The sequence below is a fragment of the Polyangium sorediatum genome (genome assembly GCF_029946465.1).
In the GTDB taxonomy this organism is placed as follows: Bacteria; Myxococcota_A; Polyangia; order Polyangiales; family Polyangiaceae; genus Polyangium; species Polyangium fumosum.
In genome coordinates this window covers 16,951-37,202 of sequence record NZ_JARZHI010000023.1, presented here as the reverse complement: position 1 = coordinate 37,202, position 20,252 = coordinate 16,951, and the positions used below count along the sequence as shown (strand labels likewise).

15 protein-coding genes are annotated in these 20,252 nt (G+C 69.1%); 8 read left to right on the top strand and 7 right to left on the bottom strand.

What is annotated here, in order from left to right; translation table 11 throughout:
- Position 1 precedes the first annotated feature (1 nt).
- From QHF89_RS24735 to QHF89_RS24725, 3 genes are read left to right on the top strand one after another with little or no spacing between them, the layout of a single operon-like run.
- Entirely contained in the window at positions 2–745 is a 744-nt protein-coding gene (locus QHF89_RS24735) for an SDR family NAD(P)-dependent oxidoreductase (RefSeq protein ID WP_284720909.1), read from the top strand.
- Position 746: 1 nt separating this feature from the next.
- A complete protein-coding gene (locus tag QHF89_RS24730) occupies positions 747–2,054 on the top strand; it encodes an aspartate aminotransferase family protein (RefSeq protein WP_136933829.1) in 1,308 nt (435 codons plus the stop codon).
- Complete coding sequence (locus QHF89_RS24725) at positions 2,051–2,767, top strand: SDR family oxidoreductase (protein ID WP_136967806.1); 717 nt, start codon at positions 2,051–2,053, stop codon at positions 2,765–2,767. Before QHF89_RS24730 ends, QHF89_RS24725 begins: the two co-directional genes overlap by 4 nt.
- Positions 2,768–2,785: 18 nt before the next feature.
- On the opposite strand, the gene QHF89_RS24720 is transcribed toward QHF89_RS24725, so the two are convergent.
- The 3 genes from QHF89_RS24720 to QHF89_RS24710 all read right to left on the bottom strand — a co-directional run bounded on the left by QHF89_RS24720 (position 2,786) and on the right by QHF89_RS24710 (position 9,838).
- The gene (locus QHF89_RS24720; RefSeq protein ID WP_136967805.1) at positions 2,786–4,267 is read right to left on the bottom strand and encodes a sensor histidine kinase; all 1,482 of its coding nucleotides are present in this window, start codon (positions 4,265–4,267) and stop codon (positions 2,786–2,788) included.
- A 163-nt stretch (positions 4,268–4,430) separates the two neighbouring features.
- Complete coding sequence (locus tag QHF89_RS24715) at positions 4,431–5,723, bottom strand: PAS domain-containing protein (protein ID WP_136967804.1); 1,293 nt, start codon at positions 5,721–5,723, stop codon at positions 4,431–4,433.
- A gap of 167 nt (positions 5,724–5,890) precedes the next feature.
- Entirely contained in the window at positions 5,891–9,838 is a 3,948-nt protein-coding gene (locus QHF89_RS24710; protein ID WP_136967803.1) for a serine/threonine-protein kinase, read from the bottom strand.
- A gap of 125 nt (positions 9,839–9,963) precedes the next feature.
- Between QHF89_RS24710 and nudC the strand changes: the two genes are divergently transcribed.
- The 3 genes from nudC to QHF89_RS24695 all read left to right on the top strand — a co-directional run bounded on the left by nudC (position 9,964) and on the right by QHF89_RS24695 (position 14,407).
- Positions 9,964–10,809, top strand: a complete 846-nt coding sequence (gene nudC, locus QHF89_RS24705) for an NAD(+) diphosphatase (RefSeq protein ID WP_136967802.1) — start codon at positions 9,964–9,966, stop codon at positions 10,807–10,809.
- A 221-nt stretch (positions 10,810–11,030) separates the two neighbouring features.
- Positions 11,031–13,088, top strand: coding sequence for a DUF1592 domain-containing protein (locus QHF89_RS24700; RefSeq protein WP_136967801.1), 2,058 nt, complete (start codon positions 11,031–11,033; stop codon positions 13,086–13,088).
- A complete protein-coding gene (locus tag QHF89_RS24695) occupies positions 13,085–14,407 on the top strand; it encodes a DUF1552 domain-containing protein (RefSeq protein ID WP_284720908.1) in 1,323 nt (440 codons plus the stop codon). The genes QHF89_RS24700 and QHF89_RS24695 overlap by 4 nt, the downstream gene beginning before the upstream one ends.
- 48 nt (positions 14,408–14,455) lie before the next feature.
- Here the strand turns inward: QHF89_RS24695 and QHF89_RS24690 are convergent, their stop codons facing one another.
- The 3 genes from QHF89_RS24690 to QHF89_RS24680 are packed head-to-tail and all read right to left on the bottom strand — an operon-like array spanning position 14,456 to position 16,930.
- Positions 14,456–15,457: a dipeptidase gene (locus tag QHF89_RS24690; RefSeq protein ID WP_136967800.1), complete on the bottom strand. Its 1,002-nt coding sequence runs from the start codon at positions 15,455–15,457 to the stop codon at positions 14,456–14,458.
- A 25-nt stretch (positions 15,458–15,482) separates the two neighbouring features.
- Positions 15,483–16,412, bottom strand: a complete 930-nt coding sequence (locus tag QHF89_RS24685) for a hypothetical protein (protein ID WP_136967799.1) — start codon at positions 16,410–16,412, stop codon at positions 15,483–15,485.
- On the bottom strand, positions 16,412–16,930 hold the full coding sequence (locus QHF89_RS24680; RefSeq protein ID WP_136967912.1) for a peptidylprolyl isomerase: 519 nt from the start codon (positions 16,928–16,930) through the stop codon (positions 16,412–16,414). Before QHF89_RS24680 ends, QHF89_RS24685 begins: the two co-directional genes overlap by 1 nt.
- A 103-nt stretch (positions 16,931–17,033) precedes the next feature.
- Between QHF89_RS24680 and QHF89_RS24675 the strand changes: the two genes are divergently transcribed.
- Both QHF89_RS24675 and QHF89_RS24670 read left to right on the top strand, forming a co-directional pair.
- Positions 17,034–18,176, top strand: coding sequence for a THUMP domain-containing class I SAM-dependent RNA methyltransferase (locus QHF89_RS24675; protein WP_284720906.1), 1,143 nt, complete (start codon positions 17,034–17,036; stop codon positions 18,174–18,176).
- Between the two features lie 13 nt (positions 18,177–18,189).
- Entirely contained in the window at positions 18,190–18,972 is a 783-nt protein-coding gene (locus tag QHF89_RS24670; RefSeq protein ID WP_136932410.1) for a GNAT family N-acetyltransferase, read from the top strand.
- A gap of 21 nt (positions 18,973–18,993) precedes the next feature.
- On the opposite strand, the gene QHF89_RS24665 is transcribed toward QHF89_RS24670, so the two are convergent.
- A complete protein-coding gene (locus QHF89_RS24665; RefSeq protein ID WP_136967798.1) occupies positions 18,994–20,007 on the bottom strand; it encodes a zinc-dependent alcohol dehydrogenase family protein in 1,014 nt (337 codons plus the stop codon).
- Positions 20,008–20,252 lie beyond the last annotated feature (245 nt).

The following is a 20,252-nucleotide window of genomic DNA, read 5'->3' as shown; positions in this document are numbered from 1 at the left end:
CATGACGCGCCTCCTCGAAGGAAAACGTTGCATCGTCACGGGCGGCACGCGGGGCCTCGGCCTCGCAATGAGCGTCGCGTTCGCGCGCCACGGGGCCCGCGTGGCGCTCACCTACCACAAGGACGACGCGAGCGCGGAGGACGCGAAACGCGCCGTCGCCGCAACGGGGTCCGAGCCGCTCGTCTTCAAAGGATCGGTCGCGGACAGCGCGCACGTAAAATCCACGGTCGCGGCCGTCGTCGCGGCGTTCGGCGGCGTCGACGTGCTCGTGAACAACGCGGGCGTCACGCAGGTGCTCCCCATTTCGCTCCTCGAAGAAGCGGACTGGGACGAATTGATGGACGTCAACGTGAAGGGCGTCTACCTCTACAGCCGCGCCGTCCTGCGCCACATGATCCGGGCGAAGCGGGGCAACATCCTCAACATCGGCAACTTTGCCTCCGAGCGCATCATCGAGTCGCCGGTCCATTACGCCGCCTCGAAATCGGCGCTGCGCGGGCTCACGGAGGCGCTCGCGCGCGAGGTCGGCCGGTATGCGATCCGGGTGAACCTGCTCGCGCCGGGGCTCGCCGAGGTCGGCATGGCGCAGGGCCTCCCGCAGCACCGGCAAACGGAGTACCTCGACAAGTGCCCGCTCGGCCGCCTCGCTCGGGCCGACGAGGTCGCCGAGATGGCCGCGTTCCTTGTCTCCGATTCGAACTCCTTCATGACGGGCGCCAAGGTGGTGCTCGACGGAGGGCTCTAAAATGGATTCGTACGACGACATCCTGCGGCGCGGGTTCGACGAGTATCGCGAATTCGTGAACCCCCTCATCGCGCAGCGCGCCGCGCTCGCCGGCGAGCCCATCAAGCTCGTCCGCGCCGAAGGCGGCGTCCTGTACGACGACGACGGCCACGCCGTCGAGGATTTCCACGGTACGCAGGCCTTCGGCCATCGCAATCCGTACATCGCCGACGCGATCCGAAGGTACCTCGACTCCGACGCGCCCTCCTGGTACCCCGCCCGCGTCAATCCCTTCGCCGGTCGCCTCGCGCGGAGGCTCTGCGAGCGCGCCGGGCATTACGACAACGCCTTCTTCGCCTGCACCGGCAGCGACGCGGTCGAGGCCGCCCTGAAGCTCGCCCGCGCGCGCACGAAACGCCCGCGCCTCCTCGGCCTCGAAGGCGCTTACCACGGCTGCACCTTCGGCAGCGTCTCGCTCATGTCGAAGGGTTACCTCCGTGATCCCTTCGCGCCGTTCGTCGAGGGCGCCGAGCACGTGCCTTTTGGTGACGTCGATGCGCTCGCCAGGGCCCTCGCGCCCGGGGACGTCGCTGCCATCGTCGTCGAGCCGATCCAGGGCGAAGGCGGCGTGCGCGAATTGCCGGCGCCGTTCGTCGAGGCGCTCTGCGAGCTCACCGAAAAACATGGCACCTTGCTCGTCGCCGACGAGGTCCAGACCGCGCTCGGCCGCACGGGCCGGGGTTTCCTCGCCACCGCGCGCTGGCCACGTCGACCCGACGTGGTTCTCCTCGCCAAACACCTCGGCGGTGGCATCACGCCGATCTCGGCCATGCTCACGAAACGGGAGACCTTCCTCCGCGCGTACGGCGATCATTTCGCATCGGGCGAGAGCCACAACACGACGATGGGGTTCAACGCCCTCTCCTCCGTCGCCGCGCTCGCCGCGCTGGACCTCCTCACCGACGAGCGGATCGAGCGCGTCGGGCGGCTCGGCGCGAAGCTCCAGAAAGGTTTGTCGGACACGCTCGCTCGTTCGCCGCTCTTCCGCGAGGCGCGCGGCGCGGGCTTCATGCAGGGCGTCGCGCTGAACAGCCCCGATCACCCGTGGCTCTCGTTCGAGCATTTTGGCTTCGAGGACCTCGGCCAGAAATCGATCATCTCCCCGCTCGTCTGCCACAGGCTCTACCGCCGCGGCTATTTCTGCTTCACCTGCGGCCACGACTGGAGCCTCTTTCGCCTCCAGCCGCGCTTCGACATCCCCGAGGAAAAACTCGACGCGTTCGTCGTGGCCGTGGCCGAGGAGCTCGACTACATCGAGGGGCTCGGATGAACGAATCAAAACGCAGCGCGCTCGTGCTCGGCGGCACGGGCGCGGTCGGGAGCGCCGTCCTCGCCGAGCTCACGCGCGCCGGCATCCCTTCCGCATTCACGTACCACCATGCCGAAGCCCGCGCCCGCGCGCTCGAAAACGAGCTCGCCGCGCGCGCCCTCCGGCTCGACCTCGCCGATCCCACCTCCCTCGGCCGCCTCGCGGCCTCGCTCGAAGCCGAGGGCGTGTTGCCCGACGTCGTGATTCATTGCGCCGCCATCGTCCGCACCGCGCGGGTGTTCGAGGCGACGGACGACGACTGGGAGGCCACGATGGCCCTCAATGCCCGCTCGGTCTTCCAGGTGTGTCGCGAATTCGGCCGGCGGCTCGAAGGCCGCGGCGGCGACCTCATCTTCGTCTCCGCGCTCGATCGTACGCAATCCCTCCCCGTGCCCGCGATCTTCGCCGCGTCGCAAGGCGCCTCGTCCGCGCTCGTGATGGCGGCCGCCAAGGATCTCGGCCCGCGCGGCGTGCGCGCGAACGTCGTGGCCCTCGGCCTGCTCGACGCCGGAATCGGCAAGCAGCTCGATCCGAAGCTCGCCGACGAATACCGCAACTTCAGCGCGCTCCGGCGCCTCGGGACGCCCGAGGAGGCGGCCAAAACGATCACGTGGTTCGCGCTGCACAACACCTACGCGAACGGAAAGGTCCTCAGCGCGAACGGCGGGATCTGATTCGAAGGGGTCTCATCTTCACGCCGAGCGCCGTGCCAGCTCGTGGCGCCGCAAGGGCAGGCGAATGCGGAACGTCGTGCCCTCCCCGCGCCGGCTCTCCACGTCGACGCGGCCGCCGTGGGCCTCGACGATTTTCCGCGCGACCGAGAGCCCGAGCCCGACCCCGTGCGCCACCTTGCGCGTCGAGGCCGCGCGATGAAAGGGCTCGAAGATCCGCTCGATCTCCTCCGGCTCGATCCCGACGCCCTGATCCGACACGGCCACGGTCGCCTCCTCGCCATCGCGATCCGCCACGATCCGGATCTCGCCGCCCGTCGGGGAATACTTGATCGCATTGCCGATCAGGTTGTCGAGGACCTGTTCGACCCGCGCCTCGTCGACGTCGCACACCAAGGATCCTTCAGGGATCACGAGCGAAATGCGGTGGTTCGGCGACGTCGAGGCATACAGCTCGACGCAGTCGTTGAGGAGCCGGCAGAGATCACACGGCTTCCTCGAGAGCTCGAGCTGGCCGGCCTGGATGCGCGTGGCTTGCAGGAGATCGTCCGTCATTCGGGCAAGGCGATCGATCTGTCGATCCACGATGGTCAGCGTCCGGAGCACGCGCGGCTCCGTGGAAGGCGCGCTCCGCGCGAGGACGGTGGTGGACATCTTGATCGCCGCGAGCGGGTTGCGGATATCGTGCGCGACGGCCGCCAACACGGCGATCTGCTCCTCGCCTTTTCGCGCGATCGACGCGGCCATTTCATTGAATACCGCCCCGAGCTCCCGGATCTCGACGGGCCCGACGTCGGGCACGCGTGTGTGCTCGTCGCCGCGCGCGAGCCGCTCGATGGCGCCTCGGAGCGCGGAGAGCGGGACGTAAATCTGCGTACGCGCGCCCTGCACGAGCGCGAGGACGAGCAGGAGCAGACCGCTGATGACGATGATGCTCACCGTATCGAGCGCGTCGTCCCAGAACGACGCGCTCTTCCGCGCGTCCTCCGCGTCCGCTAGGTTGATCGTGACGAGCTCGGCGGCCTTCGACAGCGCGTCGTCGAAATCGATCTGCGTCTGCTGCAATGCCTGGTCGAGCGGCAGCCCGGCCCGCTCCATCCGGTCCCGCGCCGTGAAATACGTCTCCGTCCGGCTGGCCAGCTCGGCGAGGACCTGCTGTTCCATCGCGCTCCCGACGTGCGCCTCGGCCTCGACCAGCCGCTCCTGAACGGCTCGATGGACCGCCTTTCGCTGGTTGTCCGGCTCCATCCCGTCGCGCTCGGCGGCGTGCTCGGCGAGGCGCCCGTAATGCAGCAGCTCGAGCTCCACGTCGCGCGCGAGGCCGGCGCCCGTCATGGCGTTGTCGAGCCGCGCCGTATTTCGATGCAGGACCGCGGTCGAGAGAAAGAGCGAAACCGCCGAAAGAATGACCAGGAACGAAAGGGCGGCGATCGCCAGGGAGAGGAGCCGGCTCAGCCGCAAGGGGCGCCCCCAATACCAACGTGTATTTCGCTCGCGTTCCATACGCCAAGCATGATTCGACATGGCCGGGGCCGCCAACGTCCCCGCGTCCGGCCTGGTCGAGAAACGTTTGGCCGGGCAGGCCCTTGCTTGCCCCTGGTCGATCGCTTCGGCGCCTTTTTCCGCAATTCCGCTGGCAGGAGCCAATCCCGCCGCCTGCCCCCGATCACCCGCGGCGCGAGGCGGCCTTCATCGCGCGATCGATGCCGACCTTGAGGCTGCTCGTCGTCATGATGTTCCCGAACTCTGCGCCCAGGCCGACGAGGGTCTGCGCGACCTCCGCGCGAATGCCGCTGAGAATGACCTCGGCGCCGAGGAGCCGCGCGGCTTGGGCGGCGCGGAGCAAGGCGCTCGCGACCTGGGTATCCACCACAGCGACGCCGGTGATGTCGAGGATGGCCACGGCTGCGCCCGTGCGGCTCACGCCTTCGAGCAACGTCGTGAGGACTTGCTCGGCTCGTTCGGGATCGAGCGCGCCGACGAGCGGCATCGTGAGGATCCGATCGGTGATGGGGATGAGGGGCGTCGAGAGATCCGCGAGCCTCTGGCGTTGCGCCTCGATGACCTCGTTTTGCGTCATGGTCTCGCGCAAGAGCTGCTCGGCTTGCAGGCGGTCGCTGATATCGGTCAGCGTGCCGATGAAACCCTCGATTTCACCCTCCGCGTCCCGTAGCGGCACGGCCCTCGCGCTGACCCAGCGCAGGCTCCCATCGGGCAAGCAGAACCGGAAGTCGATGGTTTGCTTCTGCTCCCCCGCTCGCACGAGCTTGGACCATTTCTCGACGGTTTCTTTCACATCGTCGGAATGGAGCGCCCTGAGCCATCCATCGCCCAAGGCCTGACGGGCAGGGACGCCGGTGACGGCCGACCAGGAGTCGTTGACGAACCTCGTGCGCCCCTCGGCATCGGTCTCGAAGACCGCGACGGGCAGGCGCAGCGTGATCGAGCGGGAGCGCTCCTCGCTCATGCGCAAGGCGCGCTCCATTTGTCGTTGCTCGGTGATGTCGACGCAGCAACCGATCCACTTTCGAATGCTACCGTCTTCGAGCACGTGCGGGACGCCGATCGACCAGTATTGGTGATACACGCCGTCGTGGTGCCGCAGGCGAAACTCGACGTCGTATACGCCGCGGGCGGCGACGGCGTTTTGCCAGGCCATGGCCGCCTGGGCGCGATCCTCGGGATGCAATGCATCGGCCCAGCCGATGCCCTGGAGCTCCTCGACGGTTTGCCCTGTGAGCGCGCACCATTGCGGAGACGCGAGGCCGGTCGAGCCGTCCGCGTTCGTCGACCACGAAATCTTCGCCACGGCCGCGACCAGCGCGTGGGATTGCGCGGCGCTCATGCGAAGCTCGTGCTGCTCCTGCTCGAGCTCGGCGACCTTTGCCTCGAGCGACGCGATCCGCTCGCGCAGCGCGCTCATCTCGTCTGCATGGCTGTCTGTCGTTTCGTGGGCCATTCGATGACCCTATCACGATCGGACGCCGTTGGAAGCGGGAGCCGGGTCCACGCATGGCGGGCACGAGGCCTTCCTCACCAACCGCCAAGAACATGACGATTTTTCGTGCGAATTCTGTGCTCGAAACGGAATCCAATCCGATCCAGCTTGCAACGCACCGTTCGCCCTCAGACCGCCCACGCAGCCGCGAGCGCAATCGTCCGCGCGTGGACCTCGACATTCTCCAAAAAGCTCCGGCGCAGCTCGGGCTCCCCGATCCGATCCGCGCTCCGCAGGATCTCCGCCCGGGCCTTTTCAATCGCCGCCCGCGCCTCCTCCTTCGCGCCCGCCGCCCACAGCACCTCCGCGTGGACCAATCGCACGAGTTTGTCGAGCGTCTCGTGTTTCCCGCTCTCCACGATCGCATTCGCGCGCCGGGCCTCCACGAGCGCCTCCTCCACGCGCCCGAGCGCCACGAGCGCGCGCGCCCGCGACGCCATCGCCCCCGCGCGGAGCGGCGGCACGTTCGACAGCGTCGCCTCCGCTTTGCGCGAAAGCGCCTCGGCCTCCACGAAATCACCCCTGCGATAAGCGATCCCCGATCGATGCACCTCCGCCGCGCCCACGATGCGGTGCCCGCCGTGCGCCCGGCCTTGCTCCTCCGCGCGCGCCGCCGCGATCGAAGCGTCCGCGAGCCGCCCTCGCTCCGAGAGCACGCGCGCCAGATTCAAATGGCACGCGGCCTCCACCGTCCCGAGCCGCATCCGTTGCGCCGCCGAGAGGCACGTCGATAACACCTCCTCGGCCCGATCGAGATCGCCGAGCTCGGCGCAGACGTGCCCCAAGTTGATCCGCTCGACGCACGCTTGCCGCACGTGCCCGGCGCTCTCGAACAAGGCCATCGAGCGCACGTAGCCCCGCCGCGCCCCCGAAAGATCCCCCTCGTGCAGCGCGCGGAACGCCCGGAGCTGCCCGATGCGCCCCACCGCATAAGGTTCGAGGTCCCGGACCCCGCTCGCGAGCGAAAGCGCACGCTCCGAGACCCGCGCCGCGCGCTCGGTCCGACCCGCCTGCAAAAGCAATGTAGCGCCTGGACAAACGCACGCGATCTGCGCGCTCCGCGCCTCGCGGGAGGCTTCGAGCGCGAGCGCCTCGTCGAGCCAGCGCTCCACCTCGTCCCACGCCGCGCGCCGCCCCGCCGACGACACAATCTCCCCGATGGCGCGGAAATACGCCGACGAGCCGCGCGGCAAGAGCGCGACCGCCTCCCTCGCCCACGACGAACCCCGCTCCGCGTCCCCGCGCCACCGGCTCGCCTCGGCCTGCACGAGCCGCAGGCTGCCGAGCACCTCGCCCTCCGCGCGCCTCGCCCCGAGCTCCGCCCGCTCGATCGCCGCGTCGAAATCGTTGCCCACGAGCGCCTGCTCCGCCGCCCGCAGCCACCATCCGATCGCGAGATCCGGCTCGCCGCCTCGCTCGAAGTGCGTCGCGACGAGCGCCGCGTCCGTCTCGCCCGACGCGCCCAGCCACTCGGCCGCGAGCTTGTGCCCGCGCGTGAGGTCCTCCGGCGACAGCATCGCATACGCGGCCTCGCGCACGAGCGCATGCCGGAACGCGAGGTCGTCGCGCGACGCGCGCGCCGGATCCGGGCAGCGAATCAGCACCTCACGCTCCACGAGCTCGTCGAGCGCGTCCGAGACGAGCGCCGCGTCGCCCCCGCAAAGCGCGCGCACGCCGGCCGGGGAGAACCGCTCGCCGAAGATACTTGCAGCTCGAAGGACTCGCTTCGACGCCCACCCGAGCGCGTCGAGGCGCGCCTGCACGAGCCCCAGCACCGAGTCGGGCAGCCCCTCTTTGCCCTCAGCCGCGGCGCGGATCATCTCCTCCAGGTAAAACGCGTTGCCGCCCGCGCGCTCGGCCACGAGCCGCACCACGGCCGGATCCGCGTCCGCGCCGAGCACCGCGCGCGCGAGCCGCTCGCAGGCCTCCGGGCGCAATGCATCGACCCGCATCACCGTCGTGCGCTCTTCCTTCGCGAGCGACGGGAAAAGCACATGCACCTCGGGCCGCGCGAGCGCGAGCACGTAGAGCGGCATGTCGCGCGCGGCCGCGACGACGGAGGTCACGAGCTTGACCGTCGGCAGATCCCCCCAATGCAGATCTTCGAGCAAGATCAGCACCGGCGCGCGCGCGCATTCGGCCGCAATCCAGTCCTCGAAGGCCATCCGCGTCGCGTCGCCCATCAGCGCTGGATCCGAGCGCGCGGCCCGCAGCGCGGCGCTCGCAGCGCCCGGCACGGCCTGCACTTGCCCGAGCTCGCCCAGGAAATCGACCAGGCGGCCCACGTCGACCGGGCTCACGAGCGGCCCGATACGCGCCTCGATCTTGCGGCGTTGCGCCTCGGGCGCCTCTCCCTCGACGATCCCCGCCGCCCTGCGCACGAGGTCGGCGATCATCGCGTAGGGCGAACCCGCGCGCAGCGACTCGCCCCGGCCGAGCAGGATCGTCGGCGCCTCCGCGCGCCCCGCGACCCGCGTCGAGATCTCCCAGCGCAATCGCGATTTGCCCACGCCCGCGGGCCCCGTCACGAGCACGAGCCGCGCGGCCCGCTCCGCGACGCACGACGTGTACATCGTTTCGAGCATCGCGAGCTCCGGATCCCGCCCGACCGTCGGCGTCGCTCGCCCGAGCAAACGCGGATACGCGGGCACCTCCGCGCCGATCTCGCCGCGCAGGAGGAACCCTCCATGAATCTCCTCGACCGCGAGGAGCGCGCCCACGAGCCGCGCCGTCGGCGCGTCGAGCACGATCGCCTCCCCGGCCCCAGACGGACGCAGCCCCGATCCGCGCTCGATCACGTCCGCCGACAGCCCCGTCTCGCCCACGCGCGCGCGGGACGTCGCCACGGCGATCCGCGCGCCCGGCACCCGCGCCCGCACCGAGAGCGCGAGCCGCGCACCCCGCAGCGCCTCGTCCCCGGCCGACGCGGCGCTGCCGAACACGACGATCACCTGATGGCCGAGCGTACCATGACAAACGCCGCCGAGTTCCCCCGCGGAAAGCTCCAGCGCGAGCCGCCCGGCCGTCCTGTCCGCGGCGGCCGAGAGATCGGCGAAGACCGCGGTGATCACGCGTTGCTCGCCGCGCCCCGAGAGCAGCTCGCTCGCGGGCCTCGGCGGGACCTTCACGTGGAGCACGGGCGTGAGCCCCGAGGCGGGCATCGACGGATCGGCCTGCACCTCGGCCCACGACGGCGGCGGCGACGACCCACGCGCGCGCCGGGCGAACTCGATCGACACACGTTCGAGCGCGCGGGCCATTTCGAGCGCCGATCCGAACCGCCCGGCGGGGCTCTTCGCCAGCGCGCGCGCCACGAGGGCCGAGAGCTCGGCGGGCACGTCCGGGCGCGCCACGTCGAGCGATGGAGGCTCGTGCAGCACGATCTTCGCCAGCACGATGAGCGTGCGGTCCCCGCGGAATGGGCGTTTCCCGGAGACGAGCTCGTACAGCACGATCCCCAGGGAAAACAGGTCCGAGGCCGCGGTCACGTCCTCCTCGCCGCGGGCCTGCTCGGGCGACATGTAGACGGGCGTCCCGAGCCGGCTGCCCCGCTCCGTCAGGGCCCGTTCCCCCGAGGCGCGCGCGATGCCGAGGTCGATGAGCTTCACCGGCGGGGACCCGACGTCCGTGAATCGCGCGGCGTCACCCACGACGAAGAAATTCGCGGGCTTCACGTCCCGGTGCACGATGCCCTGCTCGTGCAGCGCGTGGAGGCCGAGCGCCGCGCGCCGCGTGATCTCCACGGCGACCTCGACCGGCAGGGGCCCGCGCCCGAGCAGCCGCGCGAGGTCCGTGCCTTCCAGCCATTCGAGGGCAATGCACGGTTTGCCCTGCCTGTCCATCCCCTCGGCCACGAAGCGGACGACATGGGGGCTCGTGGTGCACGCGAGATATCGCGCCTCGCGGTGGAAACGCTCGCGCAGCTCGGGGCTCGCGTCCTCGTCGAAGAGCCGCTTGATCGCCACGAGGCCGCCGGTCGCATGGTCCCGGGCGCGGAGCACTTCCCCAAACGAGCCTTTGCCGACGCGCTCGAGGATCTCGAACCGTCCGCCGATCACGCGCTCGAGCGCCCCCATGCAATCGCGTCCCCTCGTCTGCCCGCCGCCCGTCGGCGTGTTGCTTCCCCCGACGAAAAATACCGGAGGATCGATCTGCGGTAAAGCGTGGCCTTGCTACGATGGCGCGCGAGGTCTCTCGCCCCATGATCAAAATACCTCGTTTCCGCGTCGATCCTGCGCTCCAAGGCGCGCCTGCGCTCGGCCTTTGGTTCGCGTATCGCGGCGACGATCTCCTCGTTCGCCTCGTGGAGGGCGACACACTTGCGCCGCCGTTCCCGCACGACGTCCCCCTCCTCGAAAGCCTCGAAGCGCTCGGCCTCACGCCTGTCCGCGTCCAGCCGCTCGGCTGGCTCGACGCTGTGCCTTGTCGATCGGCCGAGCTCCCTCCCGACGCGCCCGTCCCGCCCGGTTTCGCGTATGTATCGCTGCGCCGTCTGCACGGCCGCATCGATCCGGACGTCGAAGCGGCCGCGGGCACGGCGTATCAGGTGCAGTACTGGGACCGGACGCATCAGTTCTGCGGGATATGCGGCGCGCCGCTCGACCTCGAAATCGGGCGTCGTTCGAAGCGCTGCACCCGCTGCGCGCACCAGCATTTTCCGCACGTCACGCCGGCGATCATCGTCCTCGTCGAGGACGGCCCGCGCATCCTGATGACCCGGCAGCCTCGTTTTCCCCCGGGCATGTACGGCCTCGTCGCGGGGTTCGTCGAGCCGGGCGAGACGTTCGAGGCCTGCGCCCAGCGCGAGACGCGCGAGGAGACGGGCATCGAAATCGACGACATCCGTTATTTCGGCAGCCAGCCGTGGCCTTTCCCCCACCAGATCATGGTCGGCTTTTTCGCGCGCCGCGCGGGCGGCGAGCTCGTCGTCGATCACGACGAGCTCGAAGAAGCCGCGTGGTTCGACCGAAACGCCCTGCCCAAGCTCCCGCCTCCGCTGAGCATCGCGCGCAAGCTCATCGACGAATGGCTCGCGCAACGGGCGTGACGCGCGCATAACGACGCGCTTCGGCGTATCCATCCGGCTTCCATCACGCACGTGGCGTAGCCTGTACTCACCATCCCCAACGATGCCCACCCGCAGGGCATCACGTCGACCCTCGACGAAACATTTCACGAATTCGAGGGTCATTTCGCCCTTCCATCGCCCATTTCGTCCACGTGCCGCCCGGGGCATCGGTGTACTCTCGCCGACGGAGGAGGAAAACGATGCCTCGTTCGATAACTTCCCATCGTCCGCGCCCGAGACGGCGTGGAGGGTTCATTCCCCCGCTCTTGCTCGCCGCGGCGCTCGCTCCGGCCGCGATCGGGTGCTCCGACGACGCCGCGGCCCCTGCGACGGATCCCGGGCGCGTCACCATGCATCGGCTCAACCGCGCCGAGTACAACAATACGGTCCGCGATCTGCTCGGCACCACGCGAACACCCGCGGACGATTTCCCCGCTGACGATCGCGGCTACGGCTTCGACAACATTTCCGACGTCCTATCCATCTCGCCGCTCCAGGCCGAGCTTTATGCCCGCGCGGCCGAGGATCTCGCGCGCGAGGCGATGAACCTCCCGTCGTCCTCCACGACGCTCCGCGTAGAAGCGGAGACGCTCACCGGGCAGGTCGGCCAAGCCGGAGCGGAGGACTGGAACCTGTGGAGCAGCGGCGAGCTGCCGGTCACGCACGAATTCCCCTCGACCGGAAAGTATCGGATCGCCGCGCGTGTATGGGGCAATCAGGCGGGCCCGGATCCCGTGAAGCTGAACCTGCTCGTCGGCGGCACCATCGCCGGCAGCTTCGATGTCAGCGAGACGAGCGCGAATCCCGTGGTCGTCGAGGCCGAGGCCGACGCGAACGCGGGCACGCAGGTCGTCTCCGTCGAATTCACGAACGATTATTACGACGAGGCCGCGGGCGCCGACCGAAATCTCCACGTCGACTGGATCGAGATCGAGGGCCCGCTCGGGGTGGTCGGGGAAAACCCCATCCGCGAGCGCATCGTGGTCTGCGATCCGACGGGCGGCGCCGCGTGCGTCCGGGAGATCCTCCAGAAATTCGCCGAACGCGCGTTCCGCCGGCCCGTCACGGAGGCCGAGCTGGACAGGCTCGCGGGCGTGGTCGCGCTCGCCGAGCAGCAGGGACAAACCGTCGACGTGGGCCTCGAAATCGCGCTCCGCGCCATCCTCACGTCGCCCCATTTCCTGTTCCGCCCGGAGCTCGATCCGAACCCGAACGCCGCCGTGCCGGCGCACCCGCTCGACGACTTCGAGCTCGCCTCACGGCTCTCCTATTTCCTCTGGAGCAGCATGCCCGACGAGGAGCTCTTCACGGCCGCGCGGGAGAGCAAATTGCAAGATCCAGCCGAGATCGAGGCGCAGGTCGAGCGTATGCTCGCCGATCCGAAGGCCGCGGCGCTCGTCGACAACTTCGCCGGGCAATGGCTCTTCACCCGGGCGCTCGACGATCACCAGCCCGACTATTACGCCTTCCCGACCTGGGACGCGACGCTGCGCGAGTCGATGCGGCAGGAGACGCGCCTCTTCTTCCAGGAGTTCCTGAAGAACGATCTCCCGATCCCCGGAATGCTCACGGCCGATTTCACGTACATCGACGAGCGCCTCGCGACGCATTACGGCATGCCGTCCCCCGGGCCGGACGGATTCACCAAGGTCACGATCGAGGACCCGAATCGAAAAGGCCTGCTCGCGCAGGGCAGCATCCTCACGGTCACGTCCTACCCGACGCGCACGTCGCCGGTGAAGCGTGGCAAATGGGTGATGACGCAAATGCTCTGCAGCGAGCCCGACGCGCCGCCGCCGGGGGTCGAGGGGCTCGTCACCGAGGAGGTGCCCACGGGCTCGATCCGGCAGCGGCTCGAAATCCACCGCGCGAATCCGATCTGCGCCGGCTGCCACGAGGAAATGGACAACCTCGGCTTCGGCTTCGAGAACTTCGACGGCATCGGCACGTTCCGCACGGAGGACCTCGGCTTCCCCGTCGATTCGAGCGGCGTCCTGCCCGGCGGCAAGACGTTCAACGGCCTCACGGAGCTCAGCGGCATCCTCGCGGAAGACCCGCGCTTCTTGCATTGCATCTCCGAGAAGATGCTCACGTACGCGCTCGGGCGTGGCCACGAGCCGGCCGACGCGGACGACCTCAAACACCTGACGAAGGCGCTCGACGACCGCGGCAAGAGGTTCGTCGATTTGATCAAGCTCGTCGCGACGAGCGAGCCGTTCCGGATGCGGCGCGGAGAGACGCCGGGAGGTGCAAAGTGAAACGTTTCAAGCTGTCGCGACGCGCTTTCCTCGGCGGAGCGGGCGCGCTCCTCGCCCTGCCGGCGCTCGAGATGTTCTCCCCGAAAAACGCGAAGGCCGAGCCGAACGACCTCAAGCGTATCCTCGCGTTTTACGTGCCGAACGGCATCCACATGCCGGCCTGGACGCCGACGACCGAGGGGGACCAATACGCACTCCCCACGATCCTCGAGCCACTCGCCCCGGTCCGGGACAAACTGCTTGTCCTCTCGGGCCTGGCGAACACGCCCGCGCGACCCGACGGGCCCGGCGATCACGCCGCGGGCACGGCGGGCTTTTTGACGTGCCGCCACGTCGTGAAGACCGAGGGCGCGAACATCAAAAACGGCATCTCCATGGACCAGGTCGCCGCGGCGCACCTCGGCCAGTTCACGCGGATCCCCTCGCTCCAGCTCGGCATCGACGGCGGATCGAGCGCGGGCGATTGCGACTCGGGGTATAGCTGCGCCTACGCGCGGAACATCTCCTGGGCCTCGGAGACGCAGCCTTTGCCGAAGGCGGTGAACCCGCAGGTCGTATGGGACATCCTCTTCGGCGGCTTCGATCCCAAGGCCACGGCCGAGGAGCAGGCGCGGCAGAAGATCTACCGCACGAGCGTCCTCGATTACGTGCTCGAAGAGGCGAACTCGCTGAACGGCAAGCTCGGCACCACGGATCGGCGCAAGCTCGACGAGTACATGACGGGCATCAACGAGCTCGAAAAGAAGATCCAGAAGACGGGCGAGGGCCCGCAATGCACGCCGATGAACCGCCCGCCCGGCGACCTGCCCTACCCCGAGCACGTCCTGATGATGCTCGACCTCATCGCGCTCGCGGTGCAATGCGACGCGACGCGGGTCGTGAGCTTCATGCTGGGCAACGCGGGCAGCGGCCGGAGTTATCCGTTCCTGCTGGTGAACGAGGGCCATCACGAGATCTCGCACCACCAGAACCTCGATACGAACTACGAGAAGCTCACGACCATCGCCCGGTGGGAGGTAGAGCAATTCGCCTACCTGCTCGGCAAGCTCCAGGCGATCGACGAGGGCAATGGCGTGAGCGCGCTCGATACCTCGGCCGTGTTCTTCTCCAGCGAGATCGAGGACGGCAACGCGCACAGGCACACGAACCTGCCGGTCCTCGTCGGCGGCGGCCTCGGCGGGATCTTCAAGCCCGGGAGGCACGTGGTATATCCGGACGAGACGCCGCTCGCGAACCTGTTCATTTCGATGCTGCAAGGCGCGGGCGTCCCGACGAACACGTTCGGCGACAACGGCACCGGCCCGCTGTCGGACCTCTGAATCGATCCCGCGGGCGGCGATCCCGTCGTCGCCCGCGCGTCCCCTCGTTCAGGGCACTTCCGCCAGCACGCGCATGGCATTGCCCCGCAGGATCTTTCCGATCGTCTCGGGCCGGATCCCCGCTTCGAGCAGCGCGTCCGTGAGCAGCGGCAATCGCGCTGCGTCGCAGAGATCACGCGTCGGCACGATGAAGCCGTCCCAATCCGATCCGAGCGCGGGCGTATCCTCGCCGCAGACGTCGAGGATGTGCTTCATGTGCTTCACGACGGGCGCGAGCCCGTCCCCGCCGAGGAACTGCGGGCAAAAGATGACCCCCACGACGCCGCCCTTGTCCGCGACGGCGCGGAGCTGGTCGTCGTCCACGTTGCGCCAATGCTCGAACGCGCCAATGACGCCGGTATGGCTGACGATCGGCGGGCGCGTGGCCATCGCGCAGGCTTCGAGGAACCCCATGCGATTGATGTGCGCGAGGTCCACGACGACGCCGAGCGCCTCGCACGCCGCGACGACCTCGCGGCCGAACGGCGTGAGCCCCGCGTCGTCCTTGCGCCCACGGCCATACGCTGGATAACAAAGCTCGTTCCGGCTGAAATGGCAAAGGCCGAGGTACCGCACGCCGCGCCGCGCGAAATGTGCGAGTTTGTCAAGCGAACCTTCGAGCGCGTGCCCGCCCTCGATGCCGAGCAGCGCGCCGACCTGCCCGCGCGCCCGCGCCGCCTCGATCTCGTTCGCCGTGCGCACCTTGGCGAGGCGGTGCGGCGCGCGCGAAATCTGCGATTCGAGCGCGTCGATCTGCTCGTCGATGACCCGCGCGAGCCCATGCCGCTGCCCGATCGGCAAGGAGACGAGGCCAAAAAACTGCGCCCCCATCCCGCCTTCTTTCATGCGCGGGACGTCGACGTGCCCGCCGAGCGCGGCGCGCGGGAGCGGCGGATCGTGGCGAGCATGCAGGTCGTAGCCCACCCAGCGCGACCACATCAAGCTGTCGGCATGCAAATCGATCGCGGGGTAGAGGTCGTGGAGCGCGCGCGCTTCGGGGGAGCCGTGCATGGCGCGCAGAGGATAGCAGAAAACCCTACCGGCGAGACCAACCGCCGAGCGCGAATCCAGGGCGCGACTGCAAGAACTTCACGACGGCGACGGGCGGGGTCGACCAGGGCGCGAATCGCTCGGGCGTCCATTCGCTCGGCACGATGACGCTCCGCGTGTACCCGCTCCAGAGGCCGTCGCTGCACGCATAACAATCGGCGCGGGCGAACTGCGCGTCGACGCGGAGCCCGCCGCGCTCGCCATACACGGGCAGGATCTGCACGAGATCGGGCAAATCCTCGTGCTGTCGCGCCTCTTCCGGATCCATGTCGCCCTCGTCGAGCAGGGGCTCGGCGCGCCGCGCGAGCGCCTCTCGGTTCGGGAGATTGCGCAGGAGATCGATCTCCTTGCCCGCCTCCGCGTCCCACAACTTGAACGTCGCCGAGGTGTTCCCGTGCGCGCCGCACGCGTTCACGTACACGTCCTCGTGCACGAAGAGGTACGGCCCGACGCTGCCGAGGAGCTCGACGCGATGCGAGAGCTCGCCCACGCCCTCGCCGTCGTCGCCGGGATCCACGACCACCTGCCGCGGCTGATCGTCGCGCGGCGCGAGCCAGACATGCGTCACGGTCCCCGGCTCGAGGTTTGCCGGAGGCGCGCCGTCCTCGCAGCCGCCGAGCTTCACCTCCGCCTCGCGCTCGCGCCAGGCGAGCTCGCCGCGGCTCGTCGCAATCACGATGCCCGGCTCCTCGCCGAGCACACGCCCGTCGCCCGCCACGCGATACGTCGTCGGGCGCCCGTCGCCCTGCTTGCCCCAGACGAGGACGTCCCCGTCGGCCTCCGTCTCGGGAGGCGCAGCGCGAGGTCCCGCGGCGAGATCAACGGCAGGCGCCACGGCCGGGCGATGTCCGCCACAACCGGAGGCCAGGGCGATCAACGCCGCGAGGAGGGCAAACGGGCGCGCCGACACGTGCATCAGGCGCCTTCGACGACGACGCGGTTCATGCGGACGGGCGTGAGGGGCCGATCGTTGCGATCGGTCTGGGTCTTCTCGATCTGGTGCACGACGTCCATGCCCTCGATGACGCGGCCGAAGACGGGGTGCTTCGATTCGCCGGGCGTGAACCAGTCGAGGTAATGGTTGTGCACGGTGTTGATGAAGAACTGGCACGAACCGCTGTTGCGCTCACCGGTGTTCGCCATGGAGAGCGTGCCGGGCTCGTTCGAGATCTTCGCGTCAGCCGGATGCTCGTCCTTGATCGTCCCGTCCGGCCCGTCGCCCGTGCCCGCGCGCGGGCTCTTCGGGTCGCGGCTGTGCGGACAGCCGAACTGGAGCATGAACTTGTTGATGACGCGATGGAAATGCAGGCCGTCGTAAAAGCCGCTCTTGGCGAGCTTGAGGAAGTTATTGGCCGTGATCGGCATCTTGTCGACGAAGAGCTCGACCTTGATGTTGCCGAGGGAGGTCTCGAGGAGTGCAGTCGGGTTTGCCATGAGCGCGGAGCGTAGGCCCTCGGGGGCGAGGTCGGCAAGGGGCTCGGACACAAACAACCCCTTGCGCGGAGGGCTGCACGAGCGTACGCCCCGGACCGACGAGATGCGAACCGAGCGAAAGAACCGGGGCGAGGTGATGCGTTTCTTCGCGACCGCAGCGGCGGGCACGGAGGGCGCGTTGCGTGACGAGCTGCGCGAGGCGCGGTTCCGCGAGGTGCGCGCGGACCGCGGCGGCGTGAACTTCGAGGGCCCGATCGACGAGGGCATGCGCGCGTGCCTGGAGTCGCGGATCGCGGTGCGCGTGCTCGCGCTGCTCGCCGAGTTCGAGGCGCCGAACGAGGACGCGCTCTACGAGGGCGTGAAGGGCGTGGATCTCAGCTACTACCTGGAGCCGAAGCGCACGCTCGCGGTGCGCGCCGCGTGCAAGGACAGCCGCCTCACGCACACGCAGTACATCGCGCAGAAGACGAAGGACGCGATCGTCGATGAGCAACGCAGGCAGTACGGCGCGCGGTCGAACGTGGACCTCGAAGACCCGGATCTCGGGGTGTTCGTGCACGTCGTGCGCGACCGGGCGAGCCTGTACGTGGACCTCGCGGGCGAATCGCTGCACCGGCGCGGCTACCGCAAGCGCATCGAGGAGGCGCCGCTCAAGGAGACGCTGGCAGCGGCGATCCTGCGTCTCTCGGGCTGGGATCGGCAAAGCCCGCTCGTGGACCCGATGTGCGGCTCGGGGACGCTCCCGATCGAAGCGTCGCTCTGGGCGCGCGACGTGGCGCCGGGGCTCTTGCGGCCGCGGCACGGCTTCGAGCGGTGGCCGAGCCACGACGAGACGCGCAAGCGGCGCATCGCGGAGATGCGCGAGGCCGCGCGGGCGCGGGTGAAGAGCGAAGGGCCGTTCATCGCGGGGAGCGACGTCTCGCCGCAGGCGATCGAGACGGCGAAGCAGAACGCAAAAGCCGCGGGGGTGCGGCTGCATTTCTCGCGCGCGGATGTGCGGGACGTGGAGGCTTTGGAGCCGGCGGGGTTCGTGGTCACGAACCCGCCGTACGGGGAGCGCTTGGCCGGGGGAGAGGAGCTTTACCGGGGGATGGCGGAGGCGCTTCGGCGGTTGTCGGGGCATACAGTGGTGCTGCTCGCGGGGACGCCGGAGATTTCGCGGGCGATGCGGATCCGGCCGGACAAGGAGATCACGGTCTGGAATGGGCCGATCGAATGCCGGTTGTTTTCGTATTCGATACGGTGATAAAGAAGCGGGCATGCGAACCGCCGAGGAAATCGCCCGCCTCGAAGAAGCCCGCCAGGTGCAAGGCTTCGCCTCCATCGCGCCCGAATCCATCCGCGTCGCCGGCGGGATCGCCTGCTTCGCGGGGCCCGGATCCTGGTGCAACGTCGTCGTCGGAATCGGGCTCGCAGGGCCGGTCTCGGCCGAGGAGCTCGATCGAATCGAGGCGTTTTACGCGGGCCGCGGCGTGCCGATCCGGATGGAGCTTTCGCCGTACGTGGATGCGGGGCTGCTCGCGATGCTCACCGCGCGGCGGTTCGTGCTGACGCGCTTCGAGAACCTGCTCGCGCGGGATCTCTCCGCGGACGAGGATTCGCTCGCCGGCGCGGCATTGCCCGAGGGGATCGTGGTGCGGAAGGTCGCGCCGGGCGAGGAGGATCGGTTCGTCGACGTGTCCAGCAGCGGGTTTCGGCCCGAGGGCGAGCCCATGTCGGAGGCCGATCGGCAAGTGAGCCTGGCCATGGTGAAGGAGCCGCGCTCGATCAGCGTGATGGCCTGGGCCGGAGACGAGGCCGTAGGTGCGGGGAGCGCGGAGGTGCGGGGCGAGGTCGCTGCGTTGTTCGGGACGAGTGTCCTGCCGGCGTGGCGGAAACGCGGCATTCAGCAGGCGCTCATCCGCGCGCGCCTCGCGGAGGCGCGGGCGCGCGGGGCGACGGTGGCGACGATCGGATCGATGCCCGGCGAGCCCACCGAGCGCAACGTGCAGCGGGTGGGCTTCCGGGTCGTTTGCACGCGCGTGCACCTCGAACGGGCGTGAGGCGCGCGCCCCCGAGGCGCCTCAGAATCGCAGCACGATCTTCCCGAAATGCCCGCCGCTCTCCATGTAGGTAAGCGCCTCGCGCGCCTCGCCGAAGGAGAACGTCTTGTCGTCGATCGCCGGCCGGAGCCCGCCCGCCTCGATCGCTCGGTTCATCGCCTCGAACATCGCCCGCGAGCCGACCATGATGCCCTGGAGCCGGAGGTGCTTCATCAGGATCGGCAGCACGCTCATCTCCTGCGCTCCGCCTGAAAGAACGCCGATCACGCTCACCGTGCCCGCGATGCGCGTGGCGCGCATCGAACGCGCGAGTGTTCCCGCGCCGCCGACCTCGACCAAGTGGTCGACGCCCACGCCGCCCGTCAGCTCGAGGGCCTTCTTGTCCCAGTCCGGCGTGGTTTTGTAGTTGATCGTCGCCCACGCGCCGAGCGACTTCGCGCGCTCGAGCTTCGCGTCGCTGCTCGACGTCACGATCATGCGCGCGCCGGCGAGGCGGGCGAATTGCAGCGCGAAGATCGACACCCCGCCCGTCCCCTGCACGAGCACCGTATCGCCCGGAGAAACCCTTCCGGCGCAAAAGAGCGCATTGTACGCCGTCACGGCTGCGCAGGGGAGGGTCGCCGCTTCCTCGTCGGAGAGGTGGGCCGGCACCTTCACGACGCCGGATTCGCCGGTCACGAAGAGCTCGGAGAGCACGCCGGGCAGAGGCCCGCCGAGCGTCGTCTTGAGCTTCTCGGCGTCGAGCTCGCCGTCTTGCCACGCTTGCGTGAAGATGGGGCAGACGCGGTCGCCTTTTTTCAGGCGCGTCACGGAGGGGCCCACCTCGATCACCTCGCCCACGCCGTCCGAGAACGGCACGAGCGGGAGGGGCTGGCGGGGGTTGTATTGGCCCCTGATCATCATGAGGTCGCGATAGTTGAGCGATGCCGCGCGCATCCGAATCACGACCTGGCCGTGCCCCGGGGTGGGATCGGGCAGCGTGACCTCGGCGAGGGAGCCGAGCCCGAACGAGCCCTGAATGACGATTGCCTTCACGAAAACCTCCTCGACCCGCGCTCGTCCCACGGCCTCCGGGCGGCGTCAACCCCTCGGAACGAAAACGACCGATCGCAGGGCCGTCGGACGCCAGATCGGACATTCCGTGGCATATCATTGATGCAACGCTTCCGGCACATGGGACAGATTGCGTCCGCGCACGATCCACAGAGGCCGTCTTGGATGCGGAAGCGGCACACCCGATCCCGGACATCCCATGTTCACGTGGGACATTCTTCGTCGCA